Source organism: Burkholderia cepacia GG4, from assembly GCF_000292915.1.
In the GTDB taxonomy this organism is placed as follows: Bacteria; Pseudomonadota; Gammaproteobacteria; order Burkholderiales; family Burkholderiaceae; genus Burkholderia; species Burkholderia cepacia_D.
This window is the reverse complement of sequence record NC_018513.1, coordinates 1,035,797-1,055,910: the sequence shown is the minus strand read 5'-3', so window position 1 is coordinate 1,055,910 and position 20,114 is coordinate 1,035,797. Positions and strand designations below refer to the sequence as shown.

Genomic DNA, 20,114 nt, shown 5'->3' with positions numbered 1-20,114 from the left:
CCCTGGCGGCGCGAGCGCTCCACCACGCGTGCGCAGCCTCCCGCCCTCTTCTCATCAAGAATGATCTTCGAACGCTCCCTCCAGCGCGAGCTTGCGTATACGGCTGGCGCCGTGTTCATGGTGCTGCTCACGATCATGCTCACGACGATGATGATCCGCATCGTCGGCTATGCCGCGTCCGGCGAAATCGATCCGCGGGACGTGCTCGTGCTGATCGGCCTGACCGTCATCGGCTATCTCGCCGTGATGCTCGTCGTCACGCTATTCGTGTCGATCCTGTTCGTGCTGACCCGGTGGTACCGGGACTCCGAAATGGTCGTCTGGCTCGCGTCGGGCGTGAGCCTCACGCGCCTGATCAAGCCGATCGGCGTGTTCGCCACGCCGATCGTCCTGCTGATCGCGTTCTTCGCGTTCGTCGGCTGGCCGTGGTCGAACCAGCAGAGCAAGATGATCAAGGCGCGCTTCCAGCAGCGCGACGAGATCTCGCTGCTCGCGCCCGGCCAGTTCCGCGAATCGGCCACGAACCATCGCGTGTTCTTCATCGAGAAGATGTCGCCGGACCAGAGCAAGGTGCAGAACGTGTTCGTCACGTCGACCGAAAACGGCAAGGTGAATGTCGTCGTGTCGCACACGGGCCATACGGAAACCCGTGACGGCGACCGTTTCGTCGTGCTGGAAGACGGCCGCCGCTACGACGGCACGCCTGGCCAGCCGAACTTCAAGATCATGGAGTTCCAGCGCTACGGCGTGAAGATCACGAGCACCCCGGTCACCAACGTGCCGACCACCAACAGCACGCCAACACCGGAGCTGCTGCGCAACCCGACGCGTGACAACCTCGCGGAATTCGCATGGCGCGCGGGGCTGCCGCTGATCGCGATCAACCTGCTGGTGCTCGGCATCCCGTTGTCGTACCAGAACCCGCGCCGCAGCCGCACGATCAACCTCGTGATGGCCGTACTGATCTACCTCACTTACTCGAACCTGCTGAACGTCGTCCAGGCGCAGATCGAACAGGGCAAGATGTCGTTCGGCGTCGGCCTCGTCGGCCTGCACGCGGTCGTCGCGGTGATCGTCGCGTTCATCTTCTGGTTGCGCGTGCGCAATCGTCCGCTGTTTACACGCGCGCTGTTCGGCCGCTCGGGAGCATGATCGATGCGGCTCTATGAAAAATACTTCGCGCGGCAGATCTACGTCACGTTCGTCTTCATCCTGTTCGCGTTCTCGGGCCTGTTCTTCTTCTTCGACCTGATCAGCGAACTGAACTCGGTCGGGCACGGCAACTACAAGTTCGGCTACGCGGTGCTGCGCGTCGCGCTGCAGACGCCGTCGCGCTTCTACGAGATCATCCCGGTCGCCGCGCTGATCAGCGCGATCTACGTGTTCGCGCAGATGGCCGCGAACTCGGAATTCACGATCTTCCGCGTGTCGGGCCTCGCGACCAACCAGGCGCTGCGCTCGCTGCTGAAGATCGGCATTCCGCTCGTGATCATCACCTACCTGATCGGCGAGTTCGTCGGCCCGTACGCCGACCAGCTGTCCGAACGCGTGCGGCTGCAGGCGCTCGGCGCGTCGGTGTCGTCGAACTTCCAGTCGGGCGTGTGGGTGAAGGACACGCTCGCGGCCCGCGAGAACGGCGAGCAGGTCACGCGCTTCGTGAACGTCGGCAGCCTGTCGCCCGATTCGACGATCAGCAATGTGCGCATCTACGAATTCGATTCGAAATTCCAGCTGCAGAACGTGCGGATCGCCCAGACGGGCAGCTACGAGCCGCCGGGCCACTGGCTGCTCAAGGGTGTCACGGAGACCGAACTGACGCCGATCAAGCCGATCAGCGGCCAGCCGGCCGACGCGCTGAACCCCGTATACCGGTCGCAGCAGGTGACGCTGCCCGAATACCGGCTGCGCTCGGACCTGACACCGCAGATCCTGTCGGTGCTGCTCGTGTCGCCGGAACGGATGTCGATCATCAACCTGTTCCGCTACATCCAGCACTTGCACGAGAACCAGCAGGACACGCAACGCTACGACATCGCGCTGTGGCGCAAGCTGATCTACCCGTTCGCAGTGTTCGTGATGCTGGTGCTGTCGCTGCCGTTCGCCTACCTGCATACGCGCGCCGGCGTGGTCGGCGTGAAGGTGTTCGGCGGCATCATGCTCGGCATGAGCTTCCAACTGCTCAACACGCTGTTCTCGCACATCGGCACGCTGAACACGTGGCCCGCGCCGCTGACCGCGGCGACGCCGGGCCTGATCTATCTCGCGCTCGGCCTGTTCGCGCTCAAGTGGGTCGACCGGCACTGAGCGCCGTCACGACGGAGGCTTCGACATGAGTTCGCACGGCATCGTCCTGTTCGGCCACGGCGCACGCGATCCGCGCTGGGCCGAGCCGTTCGAGCGGCTGGCCGCGCGGCTGCGCGGTGCCGGCGCGTCCGCGCCGCATGTGTCGCTCGCGTTCCTCGAACTGATGACGCCGTCGCTCGACACGGCCGTCGCCGCGCAGGTCGCGGCCGGCTGCACGCGCATCACCGTGGTACCGGTATTCTTCGGCCAGGGCGGCCATGTCCGTCGCGACCTGCCGCAACTCGTCGATGCGTGCCGCGCCGTGCATCCGGGCGTCGAGATCCGTTGCGCGACGGCCGTCGGGGAAGACGACGGCGTGCTCGATGCGATCGCACGCTACTGCATCGACCAGGACGGCCGCGGCGCGTAAGCGAATCGGCGAGCCCAAAGAAAAAAGCGCCGGCTTGCGAAGCCAGCGCTTTTTTTTCGCCCGCAGACCGGCGGCACTCGATGCATCGCTTGCCGCACCTGTCGCTACGTCGACTCAAGCCTCAAGCGGCATCCTGCAACGCACCGCCGTCTTTCGCGCGCCGCGTCCGTTCGGCGAATGCATCGCCGATCATCAGCAAGCTCGGTTCCGCGGGATCGAGCCAAGCCTGCGCGTCACCCGCCGCCATCTGCGCGAGCGTCAGCGTGAGCGTGCGCTCGCGCGCGGTGCTGCAGGCCTCGACGATCGCCACCGGCGTCGCGGGCGCACGGCCCGCGTCGATCAGTTCCTGCGCGATGCCGGGCGCGCTGTCGCGGCCCATGTAGTAGACGATCGAATCGGCGCGTGCCGCTTCGCGAATCTCGTCGCTGCCCGCGGCACGGCTGTGCGTCGCGAACGCGACACTGCGCGACACGCCGCGCAGCGTCAGCGAGCGCTTCAGCGTTGCCGCGCCGGCCAGCGCCGCGGTGATCCCCGGCACGACCTCGTAGTCGATGCCGGCCGCCTCGAGCGCGCGCATTTCCTCTTCCGCGCGACCGAACAGCATCGGGTCGCCGCCCTTCAGCCGCACGACGCACGCATGCTCGCGCGCCGCGTCGACGATCTGCTTGTTGATGAAGTGCTGCGCGGTCGAGCGCTGCCCGCAGCGCTTGCCGACCGCGATCTTCCGCGCGTTCGGCGCGTAGTCGAGCATCGCGGGCTCGACGAGCGCGTCGTGCAGCACGACGTCGGCTTGCTCGAGCAGCCGCGCGCCACGCACCGTGATGAGGTCCGCGGCGCCCGGCCCTGCTCCGATCAGATACACCTTGCCCATGTTTGTCGCTTCGCTAGTCCTGCTACGGCGGCGGCCGCCCGCGCCGCCGCGAGGCGGCGCGCAGCGCCGGTTAGGCCGAGAACGCCCGGATCATGCCGGCGGCGACCGTGTGGTGCGTCGCCTCGTCGATCAGCACGAACGCACCCGTGCCCGGATGCGCATCGTACGTGTCGCAGACGATCGGCTTCTGCAGCGTCAGCGCGACGCGGCCGATGTCGTTCATCTTCAGTTCCTGACGGTCGGTCGCGTGCGACAGCGTATGCACGTCGAGCACTTGCTTGACCGCGCCGATCTTCGCGAACACCGTGCTGGTGGTCTGCTTCAGCAGGTACTTGCGCTGCGGCGACAGCGGCGTCTCGTCGAACCAGCACAGGTCGGCCTCGAGCTTCTTCGCCGGCTCGACCGGCTCGGCGGTCGTGACGAACATGTCGCCACGCGACACGTCGACATCTTCCGCCAGGCGAATCGTCACCGTCTGGCCCGCGAATGCATGCGCGACGGACGCGGTGCCGCCCGGCACCGGCGCGACGATCTCGGCGATCGTCGCGGTGCGGTTCGACGGCAGCACGACGATTTCGTCGCCGACCTTCACCTCGCCCGACTCGATCCGGCCCATGTAGCCGCGGAAATCGTCGGCCGAGCTGCCGTCCTGGCGTGCGACCCACTGCACCGGGAAACGCAGCGCGTCATGCGCCTGCGTCTCGACCGGCAGCGATTCGAGCACGTCGAGCAGCGGTTCGCCCGCGTACCACGGCATGCGCTCGCTCGCGCCGACGATGTTGTCGCCCTTCAGCGCCGACACCGGCACGAAACGCACGTCGGTCAGGCCGAGCTGCTTCGCGAGCGCGACGTACGCGTCGCGGATCTCGTTGAAGCGCGCTTCGCTGTAGTCGACGAGGTCCATCTTGTTGATCGCGACGATCACGTGCTGCAGGCCGAGCAGCTTGACGATCGCGCTGTGGCGCTTGGTCTGCGGCAGGAGCTGCACGAGGCCGTTCTCGACCGTGATGCGCGTCGCGTCGATCAGGACGATCGCCGCGTGTGCCGTCGACGCGCCCGTCACCATGTTGCGCGTGTACTGCTCGTGGCCCGGCGTATCGGCGATGATGAACTTGCGCTTCGCGGTCGCGAAGTAGCGGTATGCAACGTCGATCGTGATGCCCTGCTCACGCTCGGCCTCGAGCCCGTCCGTCAGCAGCGCGAGGTCGAGCTCGTCGCCGACCGTGCGCTTGTTCTTCGCGCGCGACAACGCGGAAAGCTGGTCGGACAGTACGGCCTTGCTGTCGTACAGCAGGCGGCCGATCAGCGTGCTCTTGCCGTCGTCGACGCTGCCTGCGGTGATGAAGCGCAGCACGCCGAGGTCTTCGTTGTTCTCGATGATGCTCATGATGTGAATGTCCTCGTGTGCTTCAGAAATAACCTTGCTTCTTGCGCTGTTCCATCGCGGCCTCGGACGCCTGGTCGTCCATCCGGGTCGCGCCGCGCTCGGTGATCTCGGTCACCGCCGTCTCGGCGATGATCTTCTCGACGTCGTCCGCATCGCTCTCGACCGGGCACGTGCAGCTGATGTCGCCGACCGTGCGGAAGCGCACCTGGGCGATCTCGCTCGACTCGCCGTCACGCATCGGCGTGAGCGGCGTGACCGGCACGAGCAGCCCGTTGCGGCGCACGATCTCGCGCTCGTGCGCGTAGTAGATCGACGGCAGTTCGAGGTTCTCGCGCGCGATGTACTGCCACACGTCGAGTTCGGTCCAGTTCGAGATCGGGAACACGCGCAGGTGCTCGCCCTTGTGCAGGCGGGCGTTGTACAGGCTCCACAGTTCCGGGCGCTGCGCCTTCGGATCCCACTGGCCGAATTCGTCGCGGAACGAGAAGATCCGTTCCTTCGCACGCGCCTTCTCTTCGTCGCGGCGCGCGCCGCCGATCAGCGCCGTGTAGCCGTGCTGTTCGATGGTCTCGAGCAGCGTGACGGCCTGCGCGGCGTTGCGCGAATCGGTTTCGCGGCGCAGCACGACGGTGCCGCGCTTGATCGAATCCTCGACGTGGCCGACCACCAGCTCGGCGCCGAGCTCTTGCGCACGGCGATCGCGGAAGTCGATCACTTCCTCGTAGTTGTGACCCGTGTCGATGTGCACGAGCGGGAACGGCAGCGTCGTCTTGCGGTTCGCGCCGAGGCCGAATGCCTTCAGCGCGAGGTGCAGCACGACGACCGAATCCTTGCCGCCCGAGAACAACAGCGCCGGCTTGCTGCACTCGGCGACCAGCTCGCGCAGGATGTGGATCGACTCGGCTTCGAGCCAGTCGAGGTGGCCCATGCGGTCGTCGGCACCGGTGGGCGGGGCAAAGGCGGATTGCTCGAGCGTCGTGCTCATGATTTCAGTCCTTCTCTTCTGGGTTCGTGCCGCCCGCTGTCGCAGGCGGCGCAATATTCGGTTTCTTGTCGGCTTTCAGTGCGCGGCGCCGGCATCGGCGGTCGCGGGAATCGGCGTGATCGTGATGTGCAGCCCGCATTCCTTCGTGTCGCGCGACTCCCACCACCAGCGACCCGCACGGCTGTCCTCGCCGGGACGGATCGCACGCGTACAGGGTTCGCAACCGATGCTCGGGTAACCGCGCGCATGCAGCGGGTTGACCGGCACGTCGAACGCCTTCAGGTACGCCCACACGTCGGCTTCCGTCCAGTCGGCGAGCGGGTTGTACTTCGCGATCCCGCGCGCTTCGTCCTGTTCTTCCTCGTGCAGCTCCGCACGCGTGACCGACTGCTCGCGGCGCTGGCCCGTAACCCACGCGCCGACGTCGGCCAGCGCGCGGTTCAGCGGCTCGACCTTGCGGATGTGGCAGCACGACTTGCGCAGCTCGACGCTTTCGTAGAAAGCGTTCAGGCCGTGCTCGGCGACGTACTGGTCGACCGCGTCCTGCTGCGGGTGAAACTGCTCGATCTCGTAGCCGTAGCGCTCGCGCACACGGTCGATCATGCCCAGCGTTTCCGCGTGCAGGCGGCCGGTGTTCAGCGAGAAGATGCCGATCGACACGCCCTTCGACAGGATCGCGTGCGTGAGCAGCATGTCTTCCGCGGCGAGGCTGCTCGCGAACTTCACCTTCTCGTGGCGCGCGCCGATCTGCGCGAGCAGCGCGTCGAGGCGCTCGACCTTCGCGGCGAGTTCCGGCGTCAGCACGGTGGCGGTCGCGGTGCTCATGCGCTCACCTTGACGTCGGCCGCGGCAGCGCGGCGGCGAAACAGCGGCGCCGGCTCGTCGAACGCGCCCTGGTAACGCTGCGTGAATTCGCCCCACGCATTCAGCGCGTCGTGGATGTCCTTGTCGGCACGCACCGCGAACGCGTCGAAGCCGCAACGCGACATGTACAGCAGCTGGTCGCGCAGCACGTCGCCGATCGCGCGCAGCTCGCCCGTCCAGCCGTGGCGCTCCCGCAGCAGTCGGCCGATGCTGTAGCCGCGGCCGTCCGCGAAGCGCGGGAAGTCGACGGCGATCAGCGAGATCGCGCCGAAGTCGGCCACGAGATCGGCCGGCTCGCTGTCCGGCGCCAGCCACACGCCGAGTTCGTCCTTCGTCTTCGCGGCGACGAGCGCCGCTCGCTCCGCCTGCCACAGCGCGAACGGCACCAGCACCTTGCCGGCCGGCAATGCGTCGACCGCGGGCAGCGCACCGTCTTCCGCCGCGCGCACGACCTGCCATGCGTCGTCGATCACTGCGCGGTTCTTGATAATCGAAGCCATCTGCAAATTCCTTCTACCCGGTTGGTTACGCGTTCACTGCCTGGCGCGCCGCATACACACGCTCCTTGAACGGAGCGATGCCGATGCGATCGTACGTGTCGATGAAGCGCTCGCCGTCGACGCGCGCCTCAACGAACGTGTCGATCAGCTTCGCGATCACGTCCGGCACTTCTTCCGCGGAGAACGACGGCCCGATCACGCGGCCGAGGCGCGCGCCGTTGTGGCCCGTGCCCTGCTCGCCGCCGAGCGATACCTGGTACCACTCGGCACCGTCCTTGTCGACGCCGAGGATGCCGATGTTACCCACGTGATGATGACCGCACGAGTTCATGCAACCGGAAATGTTCAGCGACAGGTCGCCGAGGTCGTACACGTAGTCCAGGTCGTCGAAACGCTGCTGGATCGCCAGCGCGATCGGGATCGACTTCGCGTTCGCGAGCGAGCAGAAGTCGCCGCCCGGGCACGCGATGATGTCGGTCAGCAGGCCGATGTTCGGCGTCGCGAAACCAGCCGCTTTGGCCTTTTCCCACACCGCGAACAGGTCGCGCTTCTTCACGTTCGCGAGAATCAGGTTCTGCTCGTGCGACACGCGCAGTTCGCCGAACGAGTACGCGTCGGCCCAGTCGGCCACCAGGTCCATCTGCGCGTCGGTCGCATCGCCCGGGGCCACGCGGTGGTCCTTCAGCGACAGCGTGACGGCGGCGTAGCCCGGCACCTTGTGCGGCGCGACGTTGCGCTCGACCCAGCGCGCGAACGCCTTGTTCTCGAGCAGGTGCTGTTCGAACGACGCGTCGGTGTCGGCAAGCTTCTCGTAGACGGGCGGCTGGAAGTACTGCGACACGCGGTCGAGTTCGGCCTGCGTGAGCGTCGACGGGCCGTCCTTCAGATGCTGCCACTCTTCCTCGACCTGCTGCGCGAACTTCGCGGGCGACAGCGCCTTCACGAGGATCTTGATCCGCGCCTTGTACAGGTTGTCGCGGCGGCCGTAGCGGTTGTACACGCGCAGCACGGCTTCGCAGTACGTGATCAGGTGCTGCCACGGCAGGTCTTCCTTGATCACCGCGCCGACGATCGGCGTACGGCCGAGGCCGCCGCCCGCGAGAATGCTCGCGACCACCTCGCCCTGCTCGTTCTTCTTCAGGTAGACGCCGAGGTCGTGGATCTGCACGGCCGCACGGTCGTCCTTCGAGCCGGACACCGCAATCTTGAACTTGCGCGGCAGCCACGCGAATTCGGGATGGAACGTCGACCACTGGCGCAGGATCTCGGACCACGGACGCGGATCGATTTCCTCGTCCTGTGCGACGCCGGCGAACTGGTCGGCCGTGATGTTGCGGATGCAGTTGCCCGACGTCTGGATCGCGTGCATCTGCACCGACGCGAGCTTCGCGAGGATCTCGGGCGTATCTTCCAGCTCGACCCAGTTGAACTGGATGTTCGAGCGGGTCGAGAAGTGGCCGTAGCCGCGATCGTGCTCGCGGGCGATGCGCGCCAGCATGCGGAGCTGCTCGCTGCGCAGGTTGCCGTACGGAATCGCGATGCGGTGCATGTACGCGTGGCGCTGCATGTACAGGCCGTTCTGCAGGCGCAGCGGACGGAACTCGTCTTCGCTCAACTCGCCCGACAGGCGGCGGCGCACCTGATCGCGGTACTGCGCGACTCGCTCGTCGACGATCGTCTGGTCGTACTGGTCGTACTGATACATTCGGGGACCCCAGGGTTTTCGTGGTGACCGCGCGACGTCCTAGCCACGTCGCGCCCGAATCTCCGTTCCGCCGCCACCGCCGGCCTTCCGCGGCCTGGCTGGATTGCTAATGACGAAAACAGATATCCATATTTGAAAAACTCCGGTGAATCGTAATAAACTCGCCTTATATTTCAAACGACTAAAAAATTCTGTTGATATGCGGAAGGGTTATAAATGAACCTGCACCAATTTCGCTTCGTGCGCGAGGCCGTCCGGCAGAATTTCAACCTCACCGAGGCCGCCAAGGCGCTGTATACGTCGCAGCCGGGAGTATCGAAGGCGATCATCGAGCTCGAGGACGAGCTCGGCGTGGAGATCTTCACGCGGCACGGCAAGCGCGTGCGGTCGCTCACCGAGCCGGGCAGGATCATTCTCGCGTCGGTCGAGCGGATCCTGCAGGAAGTTGAAAGCCTTAAAAGGGTCGGAAAAGATTATGCAGCGCAGGACCAGGGCAACCTGACGATCGCCGCAACCCACACACAGGCCCGCTACTCGCTGCCGGCCGCGATCGCCGAGTTCAAGAAGCGCTTCCCGAAGGTGCACCTGTCGATCCTGCAGGGCAGCCCGACGCAGGTCGCCGAGATGGTGATCCATGACCAGGCTGATCTCGCGATCGCGACCGAAGCGATCTCCGACTACAAGGAACTCGTGTCGCTGCCCTGCTTCCAGTGGCATCACGCGGCCGTGGTGCCGGCCGACCATCCGCTGCTCGAACGCAAGCCGGTCACGCTGGACGATCTCGCGCAGTACCCGCTAATCACGTACGACGACGCGTTCGCGGGCCGCAAGAAGATCAACCATGCGTTCGCGCTGCGCGGGCTGTCGCCGGACATCGTGCTCGAGGCGATCGACGCCGACGTGATCAAGACCTATGTCGAGCTCGGCCTCGGCGTCGGGATCATGGCCGACATCGCGTTCAACCCCGAGCGCGACCGCAACCTGCGGCTGATTCCGGTCGGCCACCTGTTCGGCAGCAACGTGACGCGCGTCGCGCTCAAGCAGGGCGCCTACCTGCGCAGCTATGTGTATACGCTGGTCGAGCTGCTGTCGCCGACGCTGAACCGCAAGCTGATCGAACAGGCGCTCAAGGGCGAATCCGAATCGTACGAGCTTTGACCGAGATGTATGAACGCAGGGGCGCACATCGCGCCCCTTTTTCTTGCCCGACGGAGATTCCCGCATGACGCTTCCCGCCCTGTTGCGCCGCGCCGCCGGCGCCGCCCTCGTGCTCGCCTGCTCGGCCGCGCATGCCGACCTGAAGGTCGGCGTCGACCTGTCGTCGACCGGCCCGGCCGCCGCGATCGGCATCACCAGCAAGAACGCGATCCTGATGTGGCCGAAGACGATCGCCGGGCAGCCGGTGCAGGTGACGGTGCTCGACGACGGGTCCGACCCGGGCGCTGCCGTGCGCAACATCCGCAAGCTGGTCGACGAGGATCACGTCGACGTCGTAGTCGGGCCGAACATCACGCCCGCCGCACTCGCGGCGCTCGACGCGGTGGCGACTGCCCAGACGCCGATGATCACGCTGGTCGGCTCCGGCGCAATCGTCGAGCCGCAGGACGGCGCGCGGACCTGGGCGTTCAAGATGGCGCAGAGCGACCGCGCGATGGCCGACGTGATGACGCGCTACATGGCCAACCACGGCGTGAAGACGGTCGGCTTCATCGGCTTCGCGGACAGCTACGGCGACAGCTGGCTGAACGAGTTCACGCGCTTCGCCGAGGTACGCAAGATCCGCGTGATCGCGACCGAGCGCTTCAACCGCACCGACGCGAGCGTGACCGGCCAGGCGCTCAAGCTGATCGCGGCGAAGCCCGATGCGATCCTGATCGCGGGCTCCGGCACGCCGGCCGTGCTGCCCCAGCGCACGCTGATCGAGCGCGGCTACAAGGGCGCGATCTACCAGACGCACGGCATCGCGACGCCGGAATTCATCAAGCTCGGCGGCAAGGACGTTGACGGGACGCTGTTCCCGACCCAGCCGGTCGTCGTCGCGCGCACGCTGCCCGCCGACCATCCGGCCCGCAAGGCCGCACTCGCGTTCGTCGATGCGTATGAAGCGCAATACGGCGCCGGCACGGTCACGCAGTTCGCGGGCGACGCGGCGGGCGTGTACCCGCGCCTCGCCGACGCGGTCGGCCGCGCGCTGAAGTCCGCGCAGCCCGGCACGCCGGCGTTCCGCGCGGCGCTGCGGCACGAGCTCGAACGCGCGCACGAGCTCGTCGTGCCGAACGGCGTAGTCAATGCCAGCGACAAGGATCATGTGGGGCTCGATCAACGCGCGAGCGTGATGGGGATCGTGAAGCACGGCCAGTTCGTCTATCTGAGCCAGTAACACGAGGTCGGTTGCCGGGCAGCTTGCCCGGTGCGCCGTTTTCCGACATAATCCGCGTTTCGCCGCACACAATCGCATGTGCGGCCAGGATCAAAGCCCAGGTGGTGAAATTGGTAGACGCAGGGGACTCAAAATCCCCCGCCGCAAGGCGTGCCGGTTCGATTCCGGCCCTGGGCACCAGTATTTCGCAGCGTCATGCGCTGCACTGTCGAAACCCGCGCAAGCTAGCCGCTTCGCGGGTTTTTTGTTTTTCCCGCGTGCATGGCACACGCAACGCGCACACGCCCGCGGCGGTCCAAGCATCAGGACACGCAAGCACGGAGGCCGCCCATGTCCACGCGCGTCATTTCCGGCCGGATCTGCCGCGGCATGCTTGCCGCGCTGCTGTCGATCATGCTGGGCGGATGCGACCTGCTGCGCGAACCGCCCGTGCCCGACTGGCCGGGGCCGCATGCGCCCTACCCGTTCCCGGACAACATTCCGCACCGGACCGAGTGACCCGTTCGACCGACTTCGCACAGGCGAGCGCGCCGCGCGTTCAGCCGTGCTCGCAGAACCGCATCCGCAATCGCTTCCGGCGCCTCGCGCTGCGGGACGTGTCCGACGCCGTCCAGCACACGCTCGTAGCAGCCGGTGAAGAACCGCTCGCGTGCCGCGGAGGTCTCCGGCGCGGTGCAGGTATCCGCGCCGCCGTGCAACACGAGCGTCGGCACCGACAGCACGGGCGCGGGCGTCAATTGCACGGTGTCTTCCGCATATGCGGCACCGCCGTCGACGAATCCCCAGCGATAAAGGTACGAGTGCAGCACCACCTCGGCCCAGTCCGGCCCGTCAATCGCAGTGGCGGCCGTGTCGAAGTCGAAGTCGAAGTCGAAGTCGAAGTCGAAGTCAGCGAACAGCAGATGACCCGAGCGTGCGCGCAAGGCGCCGCTTTCAGTCGCTGCGCCCGCTCGTGCCCGTATCGTTCAGCGCATCCGCCATCAACTCCCCGAACCACTCGATGAACGCGTTGAGCCGTCTCGACCGGTGCCGGCGGTGCGGATACACGGCCGACACGTCCATCGGCGCAGCCCGATGGCCGGGCATCACCTCGACCAGCGCACCGCTGTCGAGCAGATGCATGACGTCGAAGCGCGGAATCTGGATCAGCCCCATCCCGGCAATGCAGCTCGCGATGTAGGTTTCTGCGTTGTTGACGATCACCCGACTGGGCAGCGTCAGCGTGTGCCGCCCGCCGTCCGCACAGTATTCCCAGCCGAGCTCGCGGCCGGTCGTCGGCGACGCATAGCCGATCGCCCAGTGTCCGTGCGCGAGCGCGTCCGGATGCTCGGGTACGCCGCATTCGCGCAGGTAATCGGGGCTTGCGCAGTTGACCAGCGCGAACTGTCCGAGCGGCCGCACGACGAGGCTGCTGTCCGCGAGCCGCCCGACCCGGATCGCGCAGTCGACGCCTTCCTGCACGAGGTCGATCGAGCGGTCCGTCGAGCCGAGCGACAGCTGCAGCTTCGGGTAGCGGCGAAACAGCGACGGCAGCGCAGGCGCGATCATGCGGCGTGCGATTCGGCTCGGCGCGTCGACGTTCAACCGCCCGATCACGTCGCGATCGCGGCGCCGGAACAGCCGGTCGAGCTCGTCGGCTTCCGCAAGCAGGCGCCGGCCGCGCTCGAGCAACAGCGCGCCATCGGCGGTCAGCTGGACCTGCCGCGTCGTGCGATGCAGAAGGCGCGTGCCGAGCGCCGTCTCGAGTTGCTGGACGGCCGCCGACACGGTCGCGCGCGGCACGTCGAGCGCACGCGCGGCCTTGATGAAGCTGCCCATCTCGGCAACCTGGAGGAAGATTCTGACCTGGTCCAGCTTGTCCATCGGCGGAAGACATGGGTTCGGACGACCGTCACCGGCAAGTGCCGCGCGTCGCGGCCGGTTCCGGCGGCACAGAAAAACGGGCGCGCGGCTTCATGCCCGCGCGCCCGTCCATTGTCCATGCAAACGGTCCATTGCGGTGCACCGAGCGCCCGCGACAACCGCCGGCACGGCCCGTTACTTGGTCGTATAGCCGCCGTTGATCAGGATCGTCTGGCCGGTGATCCACCAGCCGTCGGTCACGAGATGGCGGATGAACGGCACGACGTCCTCGATATCGGTGAGGCCGGTCTTGCTGAACGGCGACAGCGCGGCCGCCGTCTTGTGATACGCGACCGCATCGGCGCCTTCGGCCGGGTAGAAGAACGGCGTGTCCATCGGACCCGGCCCGACCGCCGTCACCGAGATGCCGCGCGCGCCGTATTCCTTCGATGCGGCGCGCGTGAAGTGCTCGACCGGCGCCTTCGACCCTTCGTAAGCCGCATAGAACGGCGTGAACGCACCGAGCAGCGACGTCACGAGCGTGACGAGCTTGCCGTGATCCTCGAGGTGCCGCCCCGCTTCCCTGATGAAGAAGAACGCCGACTTGCTGTTGACCGCGAACATCTCGTCGTATTCGGCCTCGGTGATTTCGGTGAACGGCTTCTTCAGCACCTTGCCGACGGTGTTGATCGCGATGTCGATCTTGCCGAAGCGCTGCTTTGCGTCGTCGAACAGCTGCTCGACCGCGGCGGCCGTTGTCAGGTCGGCCTGGAACGTCGCGGCTTGCGCACCGGCCGCGCGCACGGCGGCTGCCGTCTCCTCGGCCTGCGCCTGCGAGGCCGCGCTGTTGTAGTGAATCGCCACCGCCTTCGCGCCGTGGCCGGCCAGGTCCCGGGCGATCAGGCCGCCGAGGTTCTTGGCGCCGCCGGCGATCAGGACGACCTTGTCTGCGAGCGTATGAGTGGCCACGGTTGACTCCTTTTTGCGGTGAATGAAGCTAGGAGTGTAGGCACGCACGGCGCGCGGGTCAGCCGGGCGCGGCTGGATGGATTATCCAGAAAAGCGATCCAATTCAGCGGCCGGAATGGTGGCCTGCCCCACTGACAGTAGCCTCGAAATCGTCTCGCCGGCAACGCGGCACGACTCACGGCCACCGGGCCGCAAGCGTCAGCGCGCGTACAGCGCCGCGTCGATCTTGCCGAGCAGCCACTGCATGCCGGCCAGATGCTGCTGGTCGTGGCTGCACAGGTAATGAACGAGTCCGCGCACGGTCAGCGCGCCGTAGCCGTCGAACTCCCCGGTGCGCGCGAACTGCTCGGGCGTGAGGCGTGCCACGAGGTCGAGCGTTTCACGCCGCGCGTCGCGAATCGCCGCGAGCACGTCGGAGGCATACGCGGCGTCGTAGCGGCGCTCGGTCGCGAGCGCGTCGCCGTCGACCGACACGAGCAGCGGGTGATCCTCGTCGAGCATCCGCCGCAGCCGCACGTGGTAGCCGTCGATCTCGATGTCGCGCACGTGGCAGAGCTGCCCGAGCGGCGAGAAATGCTCGCTCGGGATCCCGCTCCAGTCGGCGGGGGTCCAGCGCGCGTAGCCGTCCGGCACGGCGGCGAAATGGGCTTCGAGCTGGCGGGGAAAATCAGCGAGTGCGTCGAGCGTCGTCGGGTTCATGCGGCAGACTCCGTGTCTGATGAAGGCGGCGGCAGCCCCGGCACGGGCCTGCCGCCGTTGCACTACTTCACGCTGAAGCGGTACGCCCCTGCGTGCGATGCCCGTCGGTCGCGACGGCCACCCATTTCACCGTATAGGCACCCGCGCCGAGCGCGGTCAGCGGCACCGTCATCCGCTTGCGGTTCGCGGCGTCGATCTTCGCGTGGCCGTCGGAAAGCGGCTTGCCCTCGCCGTCGACGACGACGATCGAGCTGAACGCCGGCTCCAGCGTCTCGGTGAAATCGATCGTGACGGCGACCGGCGCGGCGGCCAGCGCCGCGTTCGCGGCCGGATCGCTGGTCGCGACGTGCGCGTGCGCGAACGCGGCCGACGCAACCGTCGCGGCCAGCAGGACGGCCGCAGCCTTGCGGCCGAACAGGAGCGGATCGAATGACATCGGCTTTCCGGGAAGATTGAACGCGCGCCGCGACGCTCCGGCAGCTTACCAGCGCAGGCACGTTCGTGCCGGTGCCAGCCCGCCGCTTGATAGAATGCGCGCGCTATGGATCTCGAACGCATTCTCTACACGCAGGGCTTCGGCTCCCGTCGCCAGTGCCGCGGCCTGATCGAAACGGGCCGCGTCACCGTCGCGGGCGCGAGCACGACCGACCCCGACGCGACATTCGACACCGACGGCCTCGTGTTTACGGTCGACGACATCGCGTGGCCGTTCCACGCGCACGCGTACCTCGCGCTGAACAAGCCGGCCGGCTACGAGTGTTCGCGCGATCCGCAACATCACGCGAGCGTGTTCAGCCTGCTGCCCGCGCCGCTCGTCGCGCGCGGTGTGCAATGCGTCGGCCGCCTCGACCAGGACACGACGGGCCTGCTGCTGCTGTCCGACGACGGCCAGTTCGTGCACGCGTACACGTCGCCGAAGCGCAAGGTGCCGAAAACCTACGTCGCCACCGTGCGCCATCCGCTCGACGACACTCAGCTGGCAGCGCTGCGCGCCGGCGTGCAACTCCACGGCGAGCCGAAACCGATCGCGGCGGTCGCCGCCGACGCGCGCGATACGCACGCGCTCGCGCTGACCGTCCTCGAAGGCAAATATCATCAAGTGAAACGCATGGTCGCGGCGGCCAGCAATCGCGTCGAGGCGCTGCACCGCGAAAGCATCGGCGGCTTCACCCTGCCGGACGATCTGGCGCCGGGTGCGTGGCGCTGGCTCGGGGCAGACGACCTTACAGCACTGCGCAATCCCGTCAAAACCCTGTAAGGGAAAATCCGCACGACCGTTCGGAGTCCGGCCGCATCGCGGCCGCGTGATCCCCCGCTATACTGAAATCACAAGCTGTAAGAGCAGCGATGCAGGGGAGACATCATGAACTTCAACCATTCTTTCGAACTGTCGTACGTGACGATCGCCTTCGCGGTCGTGGGCGCCATCGTGATCGGCGGGTTGCTGGCCACGATGCACATGAAGCACAAATATCACCCGAACCTGATCGGCGCGCTGATCGGCGCGTTGCTGTGCTTCCTGCTGATCGAAGCGTTACCCGCGCTGACCTGACGTGCCGCCCGGCGCGAGCGTTTGAAGGAATTCGTCTACGGTCGGATAGCGCAACGTCACGCACAATTCGGCCTTGAGCCGAGCATTCGACAGGCGCCGCGACTCCCGCATGAACGACAGGAGCGTCGGCTCGAGCTGGCGCTCGGCGTCCGCGCGGCTGACACGCGGCGGCGGCGGCAGGCCGAATGCCTGCGCGACCCGGTCGAAATACTCTCCCATCCGCAGTTCGCTGTCGTCCGACGCGTGCACGGCGCGCGCCGGCTTGCCGCGCACGGCCGCGCGGCGCAGGATCATCGCGAGATCGTCCGCATGGATGTGGTTCGTGTAGACGTCGTCGGCCGCGTCGAGCGCCGGCGTGCCGCGCTCGAGCCGCGCGAGCGGCAGCCGGTTCGCCGCGTAGATGCCGGGAATGCGCACGATGCGCGCGGACAGCACGCCGCGCACCGTCGCCGCCCGCAGCTGACGCTCGGCCGACACGCGCCGGAACGCCCGCGGATTCGCGGGGCGCAGGGGGTGCGTTTCGTCGATTCGCGCACCGCCGCAATCGCCGTATACGCCCGTCGTACTGGCGTAGACGAGCGTCGGCGCACGAAGGGCGTCGGGTACAATACGCGCTTCCCGAGCCGGCACGCCGGCCTGTCGGGCGGCAGTGCGCAGCGTCCGGAGCCGGCCGACCGACGACACCGACGGTGCAAACGGGCGCCGCGCAGGCACGGACAATGCGGCGATCAGCGCACGCGTGCGGCGATCGTCGCGGCCGTCGGATTGCGGTGGCGCGAGATGCAGGATCGTGCGGGCAAGGCCCGCGATACGGCCGAGCGTCGCCCGGCGATCGAGGTTGCCGACGATCGGCGTCGCGCCGGCCGCGCGCAATTCGTCGCAGCGGCCCGGATGGCTCGTCAGCGCGACGATGCGCAGGTTGCGGCGTGCGGCGCGCCATTGCGCGACGCAGCGCAGGCCGACGTCGCCGCAGCCGACGATCAGTGCGCGCGGCCGGCGCAGGATTCGAGTCGCGATCATGTTGGTTGCGAAGTCAGTAGCCACCGTTGCGCGGTGCGCAACGGGTTTGCATTGTAGCCGCCGTGCGCGAAATGCACGGTCCCCACATTTTGTTCTATTTGGTTCTATGGCATTCAACGTTACTCTCAAGCAAAGCGGCCGGCAGTTCCAGGTCGAGTCGGACGAAACCGTGCTGGCGGCGGCGCTGCGCCAGAACGTCCATCTGCCTTACGGGTGCAAGAACGGCGCGTGCGGCTCCTGCAAGGGCCAGATCGTGTCGGGCCAGATCGAACAGGGCCCGCACGCCGCGTCGGCACTGTCCAACGACGAGCGCACGCGCGGCCTCGCGCTGCTGTGCTGCTCGAAGGCGCAGTGCGACCTCGAGATCGACGTGCGTGAAATCGCCGGCGTCGACGGCGTGCAGGTGAAGAAGCTGCCGTGCCGGATCGCCGCGCTCGAGCGCCGCGCCGACGACGTGATGGTCGTGAAGCTGCAGCTGCCCGCCAACGAACGCCTGCAATACCTCGCGGGCCAGTACGTCGAGTTCATCCTGAAGGACGGCTCGCGCCGCAGCTACTCGATGGCGAACGCGCCGCACGAGGAAGGCCCGGTCGAGCTGCACATCCGCCACATGCCGGGCGGCAAGTTCACCGACCACGTGTTCGGCGCGATGAAGGAGCGCGACATCCTGCGTTTCGAAGGCCCGCTCGGCACGTTCTTCCTGCGCGAGGATTCCGACAAGCCGATCGTGCTGCTCGCGTCGGGCACGGGCTTCGCGCCGATCAAGGCGATCATCGAGCACGTGAAGCATTCGGGCATCACGCGCCCGATGACGCTCTACTGGGGCGCGCGCCGCAAGAAGGACATCTACCTCGGCGAGCTCGCCGAGCAGTGGGCACGCGAGATCCCGAACTTCAAGTACGTGCCGGTGCTCTCCGAGCCGGACGCCGCCGACCAGTGGACCGGCCGGACCGGCTTCGTCCACCGCGCGGTGATCGAGGACCTGCCCGATCTGTCGGGCCACCAGGTGTACGCATGCGGCGCACCGGTGATGGTCGAATCCGCGCAGCGCGACTTCACGCAGCACCACGCGCTGCCGGCCGACGAGTTCTACGCGGACTCGTTCACGAGCGCCGCCGATCTCGCGCATCCGGTTTGAACACCGGGCGCGCCCGCGCCCCCGCTGCGGGCGCCGCCATGTCACATCCGTGGCATCGCGGCGGTTTACAGTGAGGCGCGGGATGCCTTATGCTTGCGCACATGAATCGCTTCCTGTCCGCTCTCCGACGTCGCCGCTCGCCGCTCCGCCCGGATGCCGCCGGCTCGTCACGGACTCGCGCGTAACCCTCCTCCGCTTCACCGGTTACGCACAAGCTGTTCGATCCACCAGCCACGGCATTCCGTGGCTTTTTTATTGCCCGTTTCCCTTTCAACGTCCGCTGGAGTCTGCTGCCATGCCCCTGAACGATTACCCGATCGACTCGCTGATGTACATCACGAACCGCCCCGACATCGTGTTTACGCACGGCAAGGGTTCGTGGCTCTACGATCACACGGGCAAGCGCTATCTGGACTTCATCCAGGGCTGGGCCGTCAACAGCCTCGGCCACTGCAACGACGGCATCGTCGAAGCGCTGAAGACGCAGGCCGAGAAGCTGCTGAACCCGTCGCCCGCGTTCTACAACGAACCGATGGCGAAGCTCGCGGGCCTGCTCACCCAGCACAGCGTGTTCGACAAGGTGTTCTTCACGAACAGCGGCGCGGAAGCCAACGAAGGCGCGATCAAGCTCGCCCGCAAGTGGGGCCGCAAGTTCAGGAACGGCGCGTACGAGATCATCACGTTCGACCACAGCTTCCACGGCCGTACGCTCGCGACGATGTCGGCGAGCGGCAAGCCGGGCTGGGACACGATCTACGCGCCGCAGGTGCCGGGCTTCCCGAAGGCCGAGCTGAACGACATCAACTCGGTCGAGCGGCTGATCACCGACAAGACCGTCGCAGTGATGCTCGAGCCGATCCAGGGCGAAGGCGGCGTGATTCCGGCGACGCGTGAATTCATGCAGGCGCTGCGCGCGCTGACGAAGCAGCACAACCTGCTGCTGATCGTCGACGAAGTGCAGAGCGGCTGCGGCCGCGCGGGCACGCTGTTCGCGTACGAGCTGTCCGGCATCGAGCCGGACGTCATGACGCTCGCGAAGGGCATCGGCGGCGGCGCACCGCTCGGCGCGCTGCTGTCGAAGGCCGACGTCGCGGTGTTCGAGGCCGGCGACCAGGGCGGCACGTACAACGGCAACCCGCTGATGACGGCGGTCGGCTATTCGGTGATCTCGCAGCTCGTCGCGCCCGGCTTCCTCGAAGGCGTGCGCGCGCGCAGCGAGTATCTGAAGCGCAAGCTGCTCGAGCTGTCGGAGGAGCGCGGCTTCCAGGGCGAACGCGGCGAAGGCCTGCTGCGCGCGCTGCTGCTCGGCAAGGACATCGGCCCGCAGATCGTCGAGAAGGCGCGCGACATGCAGCCCGACGGCCTGCTGCTGAACGCGGCCCGCCCGAACCTGCTGCGCTTCATGCCCGCGCTGAACGTGACGACCGAGGAAATCGACCAGATGATGGCGATGCTGCGGTCGGTCCTCGACACGCTCTAAGGAGTCCGC

21 protein-coding genes, 1 tRNA gene and 1 pseudogene are annotated in these 20,114 nt (G+C 67.0%); 11 read left to right on the top strand and 12 right to left on the bottom strand.

Translation table 11 applies throughout. The features are described from left to right. The first annotated feature begins 60 nt into the window (after positions 1-60). The 3 genes from lptF to GEM_RS04760 are packed head-to-tail and all read left to right on the top strand — an operon-like array spanning position 61 to position 2,713. The gene (lptF, locus tag GEM_RS04770; protein ID WP_014896315.1) at positions 61-1,152 is read left to right on the top strand and encodes an LPS export ABC transporter permease LptF; all 1,092 of its coding nucleotides are present in this window, start codon (positions 61-63) and stop codon (positions 1,150-1,152) included. Positions 1,153-1,155: 3 nt separating this feature from the next. Next, positions 1,156-2,304, top strand: coding sequence for an LPS export ABC transporter permease LptG (gene lptG, locus GEM_RS04765; RefSeq protein ID WP_014896314.1), 1,149 nt, complete (start codon positions 1,156-1,158; stop codon positions 2,302-2,304). Positions 2,305-2,329: 25 nt separating this feature from the next. Beyond that, positions 2,330-2,713: a sirohydrochlorin chelatase gene (locus GEM_RS04760; RefSeq protein ID WP_014896313.1), complete on the top strand. Its 384-nt coding sequence runs from the start codon at positions 2,330-2,332 to the stop codon at positions 2,711-2,713. A gap of 121 nt (positions 2,714-2,834) precedes the next feature. Here GEM_RS04760 and cobA read toward each other — a convergent pair whose 3' ends face one another. From cobA to GEM_RS04730, 6 genes are all read right to left on the bottom strand, one after another. Next, positions 2,835-3,584, bottom strand: a complete 750-nt coding sequence (gene cobA, locus GEM_RS04755) for a uroporphyrinogen-III C-methyltransferase (protein ID WP_014896312.1) — start codon at positions 3,582-3,584, stop codon at positions 2,835-2,837. A gap of 70 nt (positions 3,585-3,654) precedes the next feature. Continuing rightward, positions 3,655-4,971: a sulfate adenylyltransferase subunit 1 gene (locus GEM_RS04750; RefSeq protein WP_014896311.1), complete on the bottom strand. Its 1,317-nt coding sequence runs from the start codon at positions 4,969-4,971 to the stop codon at positions 3,655-3,657. A 22-nt stretch (positions 4,972-4,993) separates the two neighbouring features. Beyond that, positions 4,994-5,956 carry a sulfate adenylyltransferase subunit CysD gene (gene cysD, locus GEM_RS04745; RefSeq protein ID WP_014896310.1) on the bottom strand — a complete coding sequence of 321 codons (963 nt, stop codon included), beginning with the start codon at positions 5,954-5,956 and terminating at the stop codon, positions 4,994-4,996. A 75-nt stretch (positions 5,957-6,031) separates the two neighbouring features. Further along, complete coding sequence (locus tag GEM_RS04740) at positions 6,032-6,781, bottom strand: phosphoadenylyl-sulfate reductase (RefSeq protein ID WP_014896309.1); 750 nt, start codon at positions 6,779-6,781, stop codon at positions 6,032-6,034. After that, positions 6,778-7,320 carry a DUF934 domain-containing protein gene (locus GEM_RS04735; protein WP_014896308.1) on the bottom strand — a complete coding sequence of 181 codons (543 nt, stop codon included), beginning with the start codon at positions 7,318-7,320 and terminating at the stop codon, positions 6,778-6,780. Before GEM_RS04735 ends, GEM_RS04740 begins: the two co-directional genes overlap by 4 nt. Before the next feature lie 25 nt (positions 7,321-7,345). Then, positions 7,346-9,025, bottom strand: a complete 1,680-nt coding sequence (locus tag GEM_RS04730; RefSeq protein ID WP_014896307.1) for a nitrite/sulfite reductase — start codon at positions 9,023-9,025, stop codon at positions 7,346-7,348. 216 nt (positions 9,026-9,241) lie between these two features. On the opposite strand from GEM_RS04730, the gene GEM_RS04725 reads away from it, so the two are divergent. From GEM_RS04725 to GEM_RS31765, 4 genes are all read left to right on the top strand, one after another. Further along, entirely contained in the window at positions 9,242-10,183 is a 942-nt protein-coding gene (locus GEM_RS04725; protein ID WP_014896306.1) for a CysB family HTH-type transcriptional regulator, read from the top strand. Between the two features lie 64 nt (positions 10,184-10,247). Further along, positions 10,248-11,405 (top strand): ABC transporter substrate-binding protein, encoded by a 1,158-nt coding sequence (locus GEM_RS04720; protein WP_014896305.1) that lies wholly within the window; start codon positions 10,248-10,250, stop codon positions 11,403-11,405. A 95-nt stretch (positions 11,406-11,500) separates the two neighbouring features. Next, positions 11,501-11,585: transfer RNA gene (locus GEM_RS04715), tRNA-Leu, on the top strand. Positions 11,586-11,735: 150 nt separating this feature from the next. Next, positions 11,736-11,903, top strand: a complete 168-nt coding sequence (locus GEM_RS31765; RefSeq protein ID WP_014896304.1) for a hypothetical protein — start codon at positions 11,736-11,738, stop codon at positions 11,901-11,903. Here GEM_RS31765 and GEM_RS04710 read toward each other — a convergent pair. From GEM_RS04710 to GEM_RS04690, 5 genes and pseudogenes are all read right to left on the bottom strand, one after another. Beyond that, positions 11,864-12,265: pseudogene (locus GEM_RS04710) on the bottom strand (alpha/beta fold hydrolase); the annotation flags it as partial. The gene GEM_RS31765 and the pseudogene GEM_RS04710 sit on opposite strands and share 40 nt — an antisense overlap. 73 nt (positions 12,266-12,338) lie before the next feature. Beyond that, positions 12,339-13,268, bottom strand: coding sequence for a LysR family transcriptional regulator (locus GEM_RS04705; RefSeq protein WP_014896302.1), 930 nt, complete (start codon positions 13,266-13,268; stop codon positions 12,339-12,341). Between the two features lie 174 nt (positions 13,269-13,442). Continuing rightward, on the bottom strand, positions 13,443-14,216 hold the full coding sequence (locus GEM_RS04700; protein WP_014896301.1) for an SDR family oxidoreductase: 774 nt from the start codon (positions 14,214-14,216) through the stop codon (positions 13,443-13,445). Positions 14,217-14,414: 198 nt separating this feature from the next. Continuing rightward, positions 14,415-14,915 (bottom strand): DinB family protein, encoded by a 501-nt coding sequence (locus tag GEM_RS04695; protein ID WP_014896300.1) that lies wholly within the window; start codon positions 14,913-14,915, stop codon positions 14,415-14,417. A 67-nt stretch (positions 14,916-14,982) separates the two neighbouring features. Next, positions 14,983-15,351, bottom strand: a complete 369-nt coding sequence (locus tag GEM_RS04690) for a copper resistance protein CopC (RefSeq protein WP_014896299.1) — start codon at positions 15,349-15,351, stop codon at positions 14,983-14,985. Between the two features lie 105 nt (positions 15,352-15,456). Between GEM_RS04690 and GEM_RS04685 the strand changes: the two genes are divergently transcribed. Together GEM_RS04685 and GEM_RS04680 are read left to right on the top strand one after the other, a co-directional pair. Next, positions 15,457-16,173 carry a pseudouridine synthase gene (locus tag GEM_RS04685; protein WP_014896298.1) on the top strand — a complete coding sequence of 239 codons (717 nt, stop codon included), beginning with the start codon at positions 15,457-15,459 and terminating at the stop codon, positions 16,171-16,173. 105 nt (positions 16,174-16,278) lie between these two features. Continuing rightward, positions 16,279-16,467 (top strand): hypothetical protein, encoded by a 189-nt coding sequence (locus tag GEM_RS04680; protein WP_014896297.1) that lies wholly within the window; start codon positions 16,279-16,281, stop codon positions 16,465-16,467. Here GEM_RS04680 and GEM_RS04675 read toward each other — a convergent pair. Further along, positions 16,450-17,487: an NAD-dependent epimerase/dehydratase family protein gene (locus GEM_RS04675; protein WP_014896296.1), complete on the bottom strand. Its 1,038-nt coding sequence runs from the start codon at positions 17,485-17,487 to the stop codon at positions 16,450-16,452. The two genes, GEM_RS04680 and GEM_RS04675, sit on opposite strands and share 18 nt — an antisense overlap. Positions 17,488-17,593: 106 nt before the next feature. Here GEM_RS04675 and GEM_RS04670 point away from each other — a divergent pair, with 106 nt between their 5' ends. Both GEM_RS04670 and GEM_RS04665 read left to right on the top strand, forming a co-directional pair. Next, on the top strand, positions 17,594-18,625 hold the full coding sequence (locus GEM_RS04670) for a CDP-6-deoxy-delta-3,4-glucoseen reductase (RefSeq protein WP_014896295.1): 1,032 nt from the start codon (positions 17,594-17,596) through the stop codon (positions 18,623-18,625). Positions 18,626-18,920: 295 nt separating this feature from the next. Next, positions 18,921-20,105 carry an acetylornithine transaminase gene (locus tag GEM_RS04665; protein ID WP_014896294.1) on the top strand — a complete coding sequence of 395 codons (1,185 nt, stop codon included), beginning with the start codon at positions 18,921-18,923 and terminating at the stop codon, positions 20,103-20,105. Positions 20,106-20,114: the final 9 nt, after the last annotated feature.

Coding starts and splice junctions, on each gene's coding strand:
- GEM_RS04760 (WP_014896313.1), top strand. CDS start 2,330: ATGAGTTCGCACGGCATCGTCCTGTTCGGCCACGGCGCACGCGATCCG.
- GEM_RS04690 (WP_014896299.1), bottom strand. CDS start 15,351: ATGTCATTCGATCCGCTCCTGTTCGGCCGCAAGGCTGCGGCCGTCCTG.
- cysD (WP_014896310.1), bottom strand. CDS start 5,956: ATGAGCACGACGCTCGAGCAATCCGCCTTTGCCCCGCCCACCGGTGCC.
- GEM_RS04705 (WP_014896302.1), bottom strand. CDS start 13,268: ATGGACAAGCTGGACCAGGTCAGAATCTTCCTCCAGGTTGCCGAGATG.
- GEM_RS04720 (WP_014896305.1), top strand. CDS start 10,248: ATGACGCTTCCCGCCCTGTTGCGCCGCGCCGCCGGCGCCGCCCTCGTG.
- GEM_RS04695 (WP_014896300.1), bottom strand. CDS start 14,915: ATGAACCCGACGACGCTCGACGCACTCGCTGATTTTCCCCGCCAGCTC.
- cobA (WP_014896312.1), bottom strand. CDS start 3,584: ATGGGCAAGGTGTATCTGATCGGAGCAGGGCCGGGCGCCGCGGACCTC.
- GEM_RS04740 (WP_014896309.1), bottom strand. CDS start 6,781: ATGAGCACCGCGACCGCCACCGTGCTGACGCCGGAACTCGCCGCGAAG.
- GEM_RS31765 (WP_014896304.1), top strand. CDS start 11,736: ATGTCCACGCGCGTCATTTCCGGCCGGATCTGCCGCGGCATGCTTGCC.
- GEM_RS04685 (WP_014896298.1), top strand. CDS start 15,457: ATGGATCTCGAACGCATTCTCTACACGCAGGGCTTCGGCTCCCGTCGC.
- GEM_RS04725 (WP_014896306.1), top strand. CDS start 9,242: ATGAACCTGCACCAATTTCGCTTCGTGCGCGAGGCCGTCCGGCAGAAT.
- GEM_RS04675 (WP_014896296.1), bottom strand. CDS start 17,487: ATGATCGCGACTCGAATCCTGCGCCGGCCGCGCGCACTGATCGTCGGC.
- GEM_RS04735 (WP_014896308.1), bottom strand. CDS start 7,320: ATGGCTTCGATTATCAAGAACCGCGCAGTGATCGACGACGCATGGCAG.
- lptF (WP_014896315.1), top strand. CDS start 61: ATGATCTTCGAACGCTCCCTCCAGCGCGAGCTTGCGTATACGGCTGGC.
- GEM_RS04730 (WP_014896307.1), bottom strand. CDS start 9,025: ATGTATCAGTACGACCAGTACGACCAGACGATCGTCGACGAGCGAGTC.
- GEM_RS04665 (WP_014896294.1), top strand. CDS start 18,921: ATGCCCCTGAACGATTACCCGATCGACTCGCTGATGTACATCACGAAC.
- GEM_RS04670 (WP_014896295.1), top strand. CDS start 17,594: ATGGCATTCAACGTTACTCTCAAGCAAAGCGGCCGGCAGTTCCAGGTC.
- GEM_RS04680 (WP_014896297.1), top strand. CDS start 16,279: ATGAACTTCAACCATTCTTTCGAACTGTCGTACGTGACGATCGCCTTC.
- lptG (WP_014896314.1), top strand. CDS start 1,156: ATGCGGCTCTATGAAAAATACTTCGCGCGGCAGATCTACGTCACGTTC.
- GEM_RS04750 (WP_014896311.1), bottom strand. CDS start 4,971: ATGAGCATCATCGAGAACAACGAAGACCTCGGCGTGCTGCGCTTCATC.